At 60.7% G+C, this 12,165-nt stretch carries 10 protein-coding genes and 2 pseudogenes; 8 read left to right on the top strand and 4 right to left on the bottom strand.

Features of this window, described 5'->3' with window-relative positions:
- Positions 1-205: 205 nt before the first annotated feature.
- A complete protein-coding gene (locus CUU80_RS08855) occupies positions 206-487 on the bottom strand; it encodes a DUF3039 domain-containing protein (protein WP_100496982.1) in 282 nt (93 codons plus the stop codon).
- Between the two features lie 151 nt (positions 488-638).
- On the opposite strand from CUU80_RS08855, the gene coaD reads away from it, so the two are divergent.
- The 7 genes from coaD to ilvN all read left to right on the top strand — a co-directional run bounded on the left by coaD (position 639) and on the right by ilvN (position 6,777).
- Positions 639-1,139 carry a pantetheine-phosphate adenylyltransferase gene (coaD, locus tag CUU80_RS08850; RefSeq protein ID WP_100496954.1) on the top strand — a complete coding sequence of 167 codons (501 nt, stop codon included), beginning with the start codon at positions 639-641 and terminating at the stop codon, positions 1,137-1,139.
- A gap of 6 nt (positions 1,140-1,145) precedes the next feature.
- Complete coding sequence (locus tag CUU80_RS08845) at positions 1,146-2,096, top strand: cell division protein (protein ID WP_100496953.1); 951 nt, start codon at positions 1,146-1,148, stop codon at positions 2,094-2,096.
- Between the two features lie 30 nt (positions 2,097-2,126).
- A complete protein-coding gene (locus CUU80_RS08840; RefSeq protein WP_100496952.1) occupies positions 2,127-2,753 on the top strand; it encodes a YceD family protein in 627 nt (208 codons plus the stop codon).
- 131 nt (positions 2,754-2,884) lie between these two features.
- Positions 2,885-3,079 (top strand): 50S ribosomal protein L32, encoded by a 195-nt coding sequence (rpmF, locus tag CUU80_RS08835; protein WP_100496951.1) that lies wholly within the window; start codon positions 2,885-2,887, stop codon positions 3,077-3,079.
- Between the two features lie 158 nt (positions 3,080-3,237).
- Complete coding sequence (gene rnc, locus CUU80_RS08830) at positions 3,238-3,969, top strand: ribonuclease III (RefSeq protein ID WP_100496950.1); 732 nt, start codon at positions 3,238-3,240, stop codon at positions 3,967-3,969.
- A gap of 247 nt (positions 3,970-4,216) precedes the next feature.
- Complete coding sequence (locus CUU80_RS08825; RefSeq protein WP_100496949.1) at positions 4,217-6,163, top strand: acetolactate synthase large subunit; 1,947 nt, start codon at positions 4,217-4,219, stop codon at positions 6,161-6,163.
- A 59-nt stretch (positions 6,164-6,222) separates the two neighbouring features.
- A complete protein-coding gene (gene ilvN / locus CUU80_RS08820) occupies positions 6,223-6,777 on the top strand; it encodes an acetolactate synthase small subunit (protein WP_100496948.1) in 555 nt (184 codons plus the stop codon).
- Positions 6,778-7,026: 249 nt separating this feature from the next.
- Here ilvN and CUU80_RS11285 read toward each other — a convergent pair.
- From CUU80_RS11285 to CUU80_RS08810, 3 genes and pseudogenes are all read right to left on the bottom strand, one after another.
- Positions 7,027-7,278: pseudogene (locus CUU80_RS11285) on the bottom strand (ABC transporter C-terminal domain-containing protein); the annotation flags it as partial.
- Positions 7,279-7,452: 174 nt separating this feature from the next.
- Positions 7,453-9,315, bottom strand: a pseudogene (locus CUU80_RS08815) (ABC-F family ATP-binding cassette domain-containing protein); the annotation flags it as partial.
- 242 nt (positions 9,316-9,557) lie between these two features.
- On the bottom strand, positions 9,558-10,286 hold the full coding sequence (locus CUU80_RS08810; RefSeq protein WP_100496946.1) for a type 1 glutamine amidotransferase: 729 nt from the start codon (positions 10,284-10,286) through the stop codon (positions 9,558-9,560).
- 205 nt (positions 10,287-10,491) lie between these two features.
- Between CUU80_RS08810 and cysS the strand changes: the two genes are divergently transcribed.
- Positions 10,492-12,141, top strand: a complete 1,650-nt coding sequence (gene cysS, locus CUU80_RS08805; RefSeq protein ID WP_100496945.1) for a cysteine--tRNA ligase — start codon at positions 10,492-10,494, stop codon at positions 12,139-12,141.
- Positions 12,142-12,165 lie beyond the last annotated feature (24 nt).

Below are 12,165 nucleotides of genomic sequence, written 5' to 3'. Positions count from 1 at the left end.
CATATGGAGAATGGCGAAATTCCGCCATTCTCCATATGGCACTTGCTATTGATGGCACCGATTACGTGCCACAATCCGCACGAATACGGGCGAAATCGAATATCGTGGCAGCAATTCTTGTCCCGGTAGTGCCAAATCGCGCTTTTCGCGCATGAGGGACAGCACACAGCCGAATAATCGACCGACTCGACAGACCTCAGTGGCCTTACGCCATCATCTCTTCATAAATACGCTTGCAGTCCGGGCAGACCGGGTACTTGGACGGGTCGTGCTTGGGAACCCATACCTTGCCGCACAAGGCCACCACCGGGCGACCGGTCGCGCGGGACTCGGCAATACGATCCTTGGACACATAGTGGGCGAAACGATCGGCGTCACCACCATCGTCGCGGACCGGCGATTCCTGAGTCTCAGGGCGCTCCAGCACCGACGTACCGGCACCTTGATCGGGATTACGCAACGGCTCGGCATCGTCAACGAACATCATCATGCACCACTTTCCTTCACATTCAGGGTTAGCCTGCCTTCCATCATAAGTCGCGAACCAAATGCCGGCCATAGCACCGCCTGTCTTTTTCATTCCCACAACCCAGCGCACCGCTGCCCGCAACCGGCTGTGACGCGGTAGTCTATTAGTCATGACTATCGCAGTATGCCCCGGCTCGTATGACCCCGTGACAGCCGGACACTTGGATGTAATCGAGCGCTCGGCGCGGTTTTTTGACGAGGTTCACGTGGTAGTGGCCGTCAACGCCGCGAAAACACCGATGTTTTCCGAATCAACGCGCGTGGATGTGATTCGTCGCGCCCTAGACAAGGCCGGATGCACCAACGTCACCGTTTCCTCGACGGACGGTCTGATCACCGACTATTGCAAGCAGGTCGGCGCATCCGTCATCGTCAAAGGCCTGCGGCAGAACGGCGATTACGAGGCCGAGCTCGGCATGGCGCTGGTCAACCGCAAGCTCGCCGGCATCGAAACGCTGTTCCTACCCGCTGATCCGATTCTTGAACACATTTCCAGCTCCATCGTCAAGGACGTAGCTCGCCATGGCGGCGACGTGACCGGCATGGTGCCCGATTGCGTGGTACCCATGCTCGCCGACGCCTTGGCTCAGGAGCGCACGCGGAAGGACTGATACCACATGAGTGACGAACATCCCACCGGATATGTTGACCTGACCGGGCTCAACGGCGGGGCATCATCTGCATCCGATACTCCGGCTTCGCGCGCGGATTCAGCGCCGATGCCGGCCACGTCCGAGCAGCCGAACGGTACGGCATCCGCCGATCCCGCGACGGGAGCCGGCCAGATGCCCGAGCCGGCACCGACCGAACAAGCCGATATCATCGCAAGCTTCAGCGAGCCACCGGCTCCTACGAATGCGGCCCGTGCTGCGAACGCGTCTCAGGCGGCCGGCGCGGCCGATGCCCCGGGCACTGGCACTCACAGCGCTCAAACCGCCTCCCGCGCCTCATTCCGCATGGACTCCTTGCCTGATCTGCGCGAATCGGTCAATCTCGACTCGCCCGAGGAGCACAGCCGCGAGGAGTTCACCACCGTGTACGACATCCTCGATCAAATGGAAACCACGCTGGCCGAGGCCAAAACCAATTTTCTGTTCCCCGGCACCGTGCGCGTGGACCGCGACGAGTTCACCGCACAGTTGGATGAGCTGAAGAAGATGCTGCCGGTGCAGCTGGAGCGGGCTTCCGCTCTGATGCGTGAGGCGGAGCGCCGTCTGGAATCCGCGCAGACCCAGTCCAACGCCATTGTGGCCAGCGCCCAGAGCCGCGCGGCCGACATGATCAAAGACGCCAATGAACAGGCTCAGTTCCTGGCCGGCCAGGAGAATGTGACCGAACTGGCTCGGCAGAAGGCACGTGCCATCCTTGATCAGGCACAGAGCAAGGCCGATCATCTGACTCAGGGCGCGGACCAGTACTGCACCACGGTGATGGAGGGCCTGTCCCAGCAGCTCGGCAAGCTCAGCCAGGATGTGCAGGCCGGATTGAACGTGCTTGAGGAACGTCAGCGAATCGCCGGTGAGCAACTGCCGCATCTGACGCTCAACGACTATCCTGAAGCCCAGTAAAGCCGCAAGTAACACGAAAGGCAACATACCATGGCACGAGTCGAGGATTCCCCTTGGGCAATTCCGGTGGCGCAAGTCGCCTCCCGAGCCGGTCAATCCAAGCAGATCGACGCTGATTTTCCGGCACCATCCGGCATCGGAGACACCATCGTCGGCATTCAGGAGGGCGCGCCAGTTCATGTTCGCGGCCAGTTCGACTCCATTGTGGACGGATTGGTGTTCACCGGCCGTCTCGTAGCACCGTTCGTCAGCGAATGCACCCGCTGTCTCAAGCCGATTGACGAAGACTGGCCCGTAGACGTCACCGTGTTCTTCCCCTATGAATCGGCAGCGGACTCCGGACGCGGCAAGCGCGGCGACGCTGCCAACGAAGAGATTGACATCGTCGCCGGCGAGGATGAGGCGGAAGACACGTATCCGTTGCTGGAGCGTGGTGCCTTCGCCGACATCGAGGCGATGATTCGCGACGCGCTGGTCGAGTCGCTGCCTCTGCAACCGCTGTGCAAGCCCGATTGCAAGGGGCTGTGCTCGCAGTGCGGTGTGGATCTGAACGAGGAGCCCGATCATCATCACGATGTGACCGATCTTCGATTCGCTTCGCTTGCCGGACTGAAGGCGCAGCTGGAAGCCGAGCAGGGCGACAACAAGCAGTCGTGAGCAGTCACCGGCAATTCGGCGATTCCGGCGCAAAACGAACTTGGCGACACCGGTTTGGACTTTGTACGAGCCGTGCGTTAAGATAACGGACGCTTAAGCTCAATTGTTCGAACGAAACAGAGGATACTCAAATGGCACTGCCTAAGTACAAGACCTCGCGCGCCAACACGCATTCGCGTCGCGCGAACTGGAAGGCCACCGCTGCCCAGACCGTGAGCTGCCCGAACTGCGGCGCTCCGGCCCTGCCGCACATGGCTTGCCCGTCCTGCGGTTCTTACCGCGGTCGCGTTTACCGTGAAGCCATCCGCTCCGCTCACACCAAGTGAGTTCTAGGAGAACGGCTTGATAAGGCCCTGCCATCGACGGGTGGCGGGGCCTTCGCATATCCGTTCATTCAATTCATCATGCATTGATCAGGTTTCTGAACACGATCTGACAATCAATTCTGAAAAACCACTCGCACGAAGGACAAAACATCACCATCATGAGCGAAGCAAGCACGCATCAGCCGCAGGCCGCGACGCCGGCCAACGAACTGCTTGAGGCATTGGGCACCACCATCAGCCCGGATCTGCTGGTGCAGGCGTTGACCCACCGGTCGTTCTCCCACGAACATCCGGGCGTACCTAACTACGAGCGGCTGGAGTTCCTCGGCGACGCAGTGCTGGAGTTCGTCTCCACAGAAACGCTGTTCACCATCCATCCGGACATGTCCGAAGGTCAGCTGGCGAAGATGCGCGCCAAAGCCGTGTCGGAGGACGCGCTCAGCGCCATCGCCAAAACCAAGCTCAAGGTGAGCCCCTACATTCTGCTGGGCCGTGGTGAAGCCGAGCAGGGAGGGGCCGAGAAGAATTCTATTCTGTGCGACATCGTGGAATCGCTGATCGGTGCCACGTTCTTGGAACATGGCATTGACGAGGCGCGCAAAGTGATTCATCGTTTGATCGACGATACGCTGGCCGAAGTGGCCACCGAAGGCCCGGCGCTCGACTGGAAGACTTCGCTGACCGTCAAGGCGCACGGTATGGGCAAGCCTGAGCCGGTATATCACATGGAAGTCTCTGGCCCTGAATACGCACAGATTTTCACCGCCCGGGTCACGCTCGGCGAGGACAGCAAGCAGGTTATCGGCGTGGGCAAGGGCTCCAGCAAGCGCAAGGCGCAGCTGGCCGCGGCCGAGGCGGCGTGGAAGGCTTTGGACGCGCGCGGCAAGTAACGTGTTTCAACGTGTTCCAACGTGTTTCACCGTGTTTCCGCCCTCGGCTGTCTGACCAATGAGAACGACAGGCGCGTATAGATAGGCCTGCGCATAGACTGGGGAAACACGAAACGAGAAGCCGCGCCGGAGCCACAAGCTTCGCCATACGCGACTTGCATCATATCTGCATGCACTAACCGCCGGCCAACCAATCCCGACCGGACTCGCATGCGGATATCAAGCGGACATTGAGGTGAGAGGAACCATGGCTTTACCCACGCCTTTGCAGGCATTCAGCGGCGTGCCGAAAACGCATACCGGCAATGACAAGCAGACCATCATCGACGGCGAGAAGATGACCGGAGCGCAGGCGCTGGTCCGCACGCTGGAGGATCTGGGCGTCCAGGACGTGTTCGGCTTGCCCGGCGGCGCGATTCTGCCGGTCTACCATGCGATCAACGATAAGACGAAGTTCCGCTTCACCTTGGTGCGTCACGAACAGGCCGCCGGTCATGCCGCTGAAGGGTATGCGGTGGCGACCGGCCGCGTGGGCGTTTGCATCGTGACGTCCGGCCCGGGCGCCACGAATATGATCACGCCTATCGCCGACGCGAATATGGATTCGGTGCCGCTAGTGGTGATCACCGGACAGGTCGGCGTGAACGCAATTGGCACGGACGCCTTCCAGGAGGCGGATATCGTGGGTGCCACCTACCCGGTGGTCAAGCATTCATATCTGGTCACGCGAGCTCAGGATATTCCACGTGTGCTTGCCGAAGCGCATTACATCGCCCGTTCCGGTCGCCCCGGCCCGGTCGTGGTCGATCTGACAAAAACCGCGCAGACCGGCGAAATGTATTATTCATGGCCGCAACGCATGATTCTGCCCGGCTACAATCCCACCACCAAGGCTCACGGCCGCGTGCTGGCGGATGCGGCACGACTGTTTGCCCAGTCGTATCGTCCGCTGCTCTACGTGGGTGGTGGTGCGGCTCGCTCGAACGCTTCCAAGGAAGTCGCCGAGCTGGCTGAGGTGACCGGCGCTCCGATCGTCACCACACTGCCCGCCCGCGGCATCGTGCCGGACTCGAATCCCAAGAATCTCGGCATGCTCGGCATGCACGGCACCGTGGCAGCTACCGCGGCAGCCCAGCGCTGCGATCTGCTGGTGGCCATCGGCGCACGTTTCGACGACCGTGTCACCGGCAAGCTGTCGGCATTCGCTCCAAGCGCACGAGTGATTCATATCGATATCGATCCGGCAGAAATCGGCAAGAACCGTGCGCCGGACGTGCCGATCGTGGGTGATGTGGCTACCGTACTGCATGATCTGATCCCCGAAATCAAGCGTTCGCAGGCCATCGGCGGCAAGCTCAACCTGAAGCCTTGGTGGGACTCGCTTAACGCTCTGCGCGAGCAGTACACGATTACGTACGACGAGCCGCAGGATCAGCCGACCGATGGCTCGCTGCAGCCGCAGTGGGTAGTCGAGCAGCTTTCGGCCAAGGCCGATCCGGCTACGATCTGGGTGACCGGCGTGGGCCAGCATCAGATGTGGGCCGCGCAGCTGATCGATTTCGAGAAGCCGCATTCGTGGATCTCCTCCGGCGGTTTGGGCACGATGGGCTTTGGTCTGCCCGCCGCAATCGGCGCTTCAGTCGGTTCCGCCCGTGATTTCGGCGGCAAGAAGCCGGTGTGGCTGATCGACGGCGACGGTTCCTTCCAGATGTGCTCTGAGGAGCTGGCCACCGCATTCCTGGATCATGCACCGGTCAAGATCGCGATTCTCAACAACTCCGTGTACGGCATGGTGCGTCAGTGGCAGACGCTGTTCTATCAGCAGCACTACTCGCAGACGAATCTGCTCGACGGCGAGGCCCGTTCCGAACAGGAAGAGGGCACCGCCGAGTTCTTCGACGTGCCGGACTTCGTCAAGCTCGCCGAGGCGTACGGCTGCGTGGGCTTGCGCGCGTTCACCGAGGAGGAGGCGCTGGCCGCCATCGATAAGGCGAACTCGATCAACGATCGTCCGGTACTCATCGACTTCCGTGTGTGGAAGGATGCGATGGTATGGCCGATGGTTGCCGCCGGCGCTTCAAACGACGAGGTGACGTATCGTCCGGGAACGCAGCCTCTGTTGCGTCACGCCGATGAGAATGGCGCTGTGTCCGGCTCGACTGGCGTGGGCACGCTCAGCGACGCCGGATTCTGATTGTCGGCAGAGCTCAAGGGTTATGCGTTAAGGGTTGTTAAGGGTTAAGGAGAACTTTCATGGCTAACTATCCTGCTTCCCAGCCCGGATCACAGCGTCACACGCTGTCGGTGCTGGTGGAGAACCGTCCGGGCGTGCTGGCGCGTATCGCCGGCCTGTTCGCCCGTCGTGCGTTCAACATCAACTCGCTGTCCGTCTCCCCCACCGAACGCCCGGATATTTCGCGCGTGACGGTGACTGCCGACGTGGACGAAGTGCCGCTGGAGCAGATCATCAAGCAGCTCAACAAGCTGCTGCATGTGTTGAAGATCGTGGAGCTCGACCCGAATTCCACGGTGGAGCGTGAATTGGTGCTCATCAAGGTGGCGGCCAACCAGTCGAACCGTTCCGACGTGCTCGAAATCGTGCGACTGTTCCGTGTGCGCGTGGTGGATGTGAATCCGGAATCGCTCACCATCGAAGCCACCGGCGCAGAAGGCAAAATCGATGCGCTGCTGGGACTGTTGGAGCATTACGGCGTGATCGAGCTGGTACGTTCCGGCGCTGTGGCCGTGACTCGCGGGCCGCGTGCGCTGAGCGAAAAGGTGATCGGGTCCGAGGTCACCGGTCGGTAAGTCCGGCTGTTGCCTTTCCTATCCAGGCGATGCGCTCAGTAGCGCGGGGCTGGTGGATGCAAAAGGTGGATATGCGTTGTACACCGCATATCCACCTTTTTGTATTGCCTGACACTGATGTCGTGAGCGAAATTATCGCCAAACAGCGGATAAACCGCGCAGTGCAGGACGCCATGATTGCCGCCATTGCGCGGCATGATCGCCAAGGTTCATTGACGGTCATGCCGCTGTCTGATGTTTCGGGTTCCGCTACTCCAGTTGTTCGGATAGCTCCAGCCATTCGGCTTCGAGGTCATCGCTTTCCGAGGTCAGGGCATTGAGCTGCTCATTGAGTTTGTTGAGGCCCTCGTAGTCCGCAGGATCATGGGCGGCCATCTGAGATTCCAGATCGGTTTTCTGCTCTTCGAGCTTGGCAAGCTTGCGCTCGATGGCCTTCACACGCTTGGATGCCTCATGGAATGCCTTGCCGGTGAGTTTCCGCGAAGCTTCGGCGGACTCATCGGCACCGGTCTCGATATCATTCGCCGCCACGGATGACGAGGAATCTCGCGCGGCAACGGATGCCGTAGCAGATGCGGCACCGGATCCGCCGGACTTGCCCCGGCGACCAGACGAGTTTCCGGTGCCTGCAATGCCGGCCGTCATCGGAGGCAATCCCTTGCCGTTTGCAATCGCCTCCACCATATCGAGATAATCCTGCACACCACCGGGCAAGTGACGGACCTTGCCACCCAGCAGAGCGAATTGCTGGTCAGTGACACGCTCCAACAGGTATCGATCATGGGAAACCACAATCAGCGTACCCGGCCAAGTATCGAGCAGGTCTTCCATCACGGCGAGCATATCGGTATCGAGATCGTTGCCGGGCTCGTCCATAATGAGCACATTCGGCTCATCCAGAAGAATCAACAACAGCTGCATACGGCGTTTCTGGCCACCGGAAAGATCACGGATAGGCGTCATGAGCTGGGCGGATTCAAAGCCCAAACGCTCCATCAGCTGACCGGGAGTGACTTCCTTGCCATCCACGATATAGCTCGGCTTATAACGGGAAAGCACTTCCTTGATCTTGTACTTGCCGAGTTTCTCCAACTCATCAAGGCGCTGCGAGAGTACGGCGAACTTTACCGTCTTGCCGATGTTCACGTGCCCGGCAGTCGGTGTAATCGTACCGTCAATCAGCTTGAGCAACGTGGATTTGCCGGCACCGTTCGCACCGACGATACCGAAACGGTCGCCCGGACCAATCAGCCAAGTCACATCATCGAGAATCTCTCGGCCGGACACCGTGACCTTACGGGCGGCAGAAGTCGCGGCAGTCGTATCATCTCCAGAATCAACAATGCCGCCACCGATGGTTTCGCCACCGGTGTTCATGCGCCGTACCTCACGGTCATCGGCCAGCGATGCACTGCCCTCGGCTTCAGCTTTCGCGCGCGCTTCTTCGGCGGCGGCGACGGCCTCGGGAACCCCGGCGTCCACCAAGCGAGGATCGGTCATATCGGTGACCGCCACCTCAACCGAACCATGCAGCTGCGGTTCGGCGTACATGGCGTTGACCACATCCACGCGCGAAGCGGAATCGGCGAGCGCCGCCGCATCCGGGTCAATACGGTCCACGGCGGACACCGTGCCCTGCGTATGCTCGAAAATCTGGGTCACGTCGATGAGATCGACCACCTGCTTGCCCAGGCGGGAAGTTGCCATCTGCTTCAGTTCAAGCGTATTGCGCATCGGCGGCACGTCGGCGATGAGCTCACGTGCGGCCTTGACGTGGAATTTCTGCTTGGTGGAGCGGGCACGAGCGCCGCGTGACAGCCACGCAAGCTCCTTACGGGCCAGATTGCGGCGTTTCGTCTCGCGCACATCAGCTTGGCGGTCGCGTTCCACACGCTGCAGCATATACGCCGAGTAGCCGCCCTCGAACGGCTCGATCTCGCCGTCGTGCACCTCCCACATCGATTCGCACACCTCGTCGAGGAACCAGCGATCATGAGTGACCAGCAGCAGCGCGCCTTGGCCGCGAGACCAGCGGTTCTTCAGATGTTCGGCCAGCCAATGGATGGTGACCACATCAAGATGGTTGGTGGGCTCGTCGAGCGCGAGAATATCCCAATCCTTAAGCAGCAGACGTGCCAAATCGGCGCGACGGCGCTGACCACCAGAAAGCGAGCCGACCTTGGCATCCAGACTCATGCCGCCAAGCAGGGCTTCGACGATCTCGCGGGAGGCATTGTCGGACGCCCACTCATAATCGGCCCGGCCTTCGAGCGCCGCCTCGCGGATCGTCGCCTCGTCATCGAGAGGATCGCGCTGGTCGAGCATGCCGAACGTAAGGCCGCCACGCTTGGTCACACGGCCGGAATCCGGCTCCTGCGTTCCTTTGAACAGATGCAGCAACGTGGATTTACCGTCGCCGTTGCGGCCGACGATGCCGATGCGGTCGCCTTCAAACACACCTTGGGTGACGTCGTTAAAGATGGTCTTTGTCGCGAAAGCGAGCGAAACGTGTTCCAGTCCAATATCGTAAGTCGGCATGATTCACCAATGTAGCGGCATGCTTGCCCATCTTCAGCCCGGTTGCGGGCCACCTCCGCTTCTCTCCGTGGGGCATATGGCCCTCCGCTGTCCACGGCGCGGCAATTTCCTCACAGTGTGGCTGCCGCAACAGTCACCGACAATGCAAAAATGGCTGGAAATGGCCATTTTTGCTGGGCCTGCTGTACCAAGACGGTAGATGGTTTGCCGCATGGCGCAGGATTACCGAGGATTACCGAGGATTACTGGTTGAGGGTTTGCGCGTAGGAGTTGCAACGGGCGGCGAAACCGGAGAACACCTGTTCGGCCAGCGGCTGCAGCAACGGGTCGTATTGCTCGAACGCCTCGCGCAGCGCAGATTTGGAACCGCCTACAGCCTTCAGATCCTTGACCATGCTCGGCTCGTCCAGCCATTCATCCAGCAACGAGCGGCATACCTCAAGATGGAACTGCATGCCCAACGCCGATCCCAAACGGAAAGCCTGTACCTTGGTAACGCTGGAACGCGCCAGCAGCTGGGCTCCCTCAGGCAGTCCGACCACATCGTTATGCCAGTGCAGCACATTGACCTGCTTGTCCCACATGGAGAAGAAATCATGCTTGTCCATGCGCTTGATAGGCGCAAAACCGATTTCCGGAGCGTCACCCCTGCGCAGTTGAGCACCCAATGCAGTCGCAATGATCTGGTGCCCGAGGCACACGCCAAGCAATGGCTTGTTCGACGCCACGGCGGCACGGGCCAGCTTGGCCTCCACCTTGAGCCCTGGATACTGGTCGTAATCCTGCGCGCCCATAGGGCCGCCCATAATTACCACGCCGGCGAGCTCCTTGAAATCCGGCAAATCGGGTTTCTTCTTGTCGGCGATGTTCAACGTCACCGTCTCCAATCCGAGGTCCTCAAGATTGGACAGGATACGCCCCGGACGTTCCCAGGGAACATGTTGCAGAATGAGCACTTGTGGTGTGGCCATGCCTTCCATTGTGGCACGAACTGCACCCGTATATGTAAACCGTGCGAATAATGGCGGGGGCGGCGGCTGGCAATGGGCGGGGGCGAAGGGCCGAGCGGCCGTCCGAGCGATCGTCCGAGCGGCCGTCCGAGCGGCCGTCGCAATTCGAACATCGCCATACTCCGGCGGCGCTTCATGTCTGACTCGTTTCCTACGCTTGACTGTTATGGGAAACAGCCAAGAACCGCAGGATTTCAACAATTCCGTCATGCCTTCGAGTCTGACTCCGGTACACGTGGCCAAGGCCGCGGCCGAACTCAGCCTCTACGATACGGCTTCACATCAGGTCAGCCATTTCGTACCGATCAAACCCGGCGAAGTGGGCATTTACGTGTGTGGCGCAACGGTGCAGTCATCTCCGCATATCGGCCATATTCGCGCGGCCGTGGCGTTCGATATCGTGCGCCGTTGGTTCCTGAAGCTTGGCTACAAGGTCACGTTCGTGCGCAATGTGACCGATATCGACGACAAGATTCTCGATAAGGCCGCAGCCGCAGGTCAACGCTGGTGGGCACGCGCCTACTACTACGAGCGCGAATTCACCGAGGCCTACAACACACTTGGCGTGCTGCCTCCGACCGTCGAGCCTCGCGCCACCGGCCATATGTCGGACATGATCGATCTCATCCAGCGCATTCTGGACAACGGTCACGGCTACGTGGTGACCGACGCGGACGGCAAACCGACCGGCAACGTGTACTTCGATGTGGCATCTTGGCCGCATTACGGCGAGCTGACCCATCAGAAGCAGACCGCTGAAGTGGACGAGGCCGCGGCCGTCGCCGATCGGATGGGTCCGTCCGTGGATGCCGCCGGTGAAGACAAGTACAACCCTGTCGATCCGGCCGACATTTCCCCCGACAAGCATGATCCGCGTGACTTCGCACTGTGGAAAGCCCCGAAGGACACCGATCCTGAGGATGCTCGCTGGTCCACGCCGTTCGGCGTCGGCCGCCCGGGCTGGCATATCGAGTGCTCCGCCATGTCGCACCGCTACTTGGGCGACGGCTTCGACATCCATGGCGGCGGCTTGGACCTGCGTTTCCCGCATCATGAGAACGAGATGGCCCAGACCCGAGCGGCAGGATACCCCTCTGCGGCCCGTTGGATGCATTCGGCGTGGGTGACCGCCAAGGGCGAGAAGATGTCGAAGTCGCTGGGCACCGGCCTGTCCGTGCCTTCCGTATTGGCCGAGCATTCCGCCTGGGTGGTGCGTTACGCCCTCGGCTCCGTGCAATATCGCTCGATGCTGGAGTGGTCCGATCAGGCGCTGGTGGAGGCACAAGCTGCTTACGACCGCATTGCGAACTTCATCGAGCGCGCTGGCGTGGTGTTGGAAGACCAGCCCTCCCGTGAAGAGGTGGCCGCAGTGTCCGCCGACGCTCTGCCTGTCGACTTCGTGGCTGCAATGAATGACGACATCAATGTGTCCGGTGCGACCGCCGCGATCTTCACCGCCATCCGCTCCGGCAATACGCTGTTGTCCAAGCTTGCCGACCGCGTGGATTCCGAGGCGGCCAAGGCTGAGGTCCGCGAGATTCTGGTCTCTGTGCGTGCCATGCTCGACACGTTGGGCTTGGATCCGTTGGCCGAGCCGTGGCTCTCCGACGGTGCGGCAGGCGGAGCCGGCACAGGCGCGGACGAGTCTCCCGAGCACACGGCGCTTGAGGCGTTGATCACCGAACAGCTCCAGGCCCGTCAGGAGGCTCGCAAGGCTCGTGACTTCGCCAAGGCCGACGCGATTCGCGACGCTTTGGGCGCAGCCGGCATCGCCATCGAGGACGGCCCGCAGGGTTCGACTTGGAGCTTGAAGTAGCGTTTGAAGTAGCGTTCCGGTAAT

The sequence above is a fragment of the Bifidobacterium scaligerum genome (assembly GCF_002802865.1).
GTDB classification, from domain to species: domain Bacteria; phylum Actinomycetota; class Actinomycetes; order Actinomycetales; family Bifidobacteriaceae; genus Bifidobacterium; species Bifidobacterium scaligerum.
Note: the sequence above shows the minus strand (reverse complement) of the source record. Positions and strands in the feature narration are given on the sequence as shown.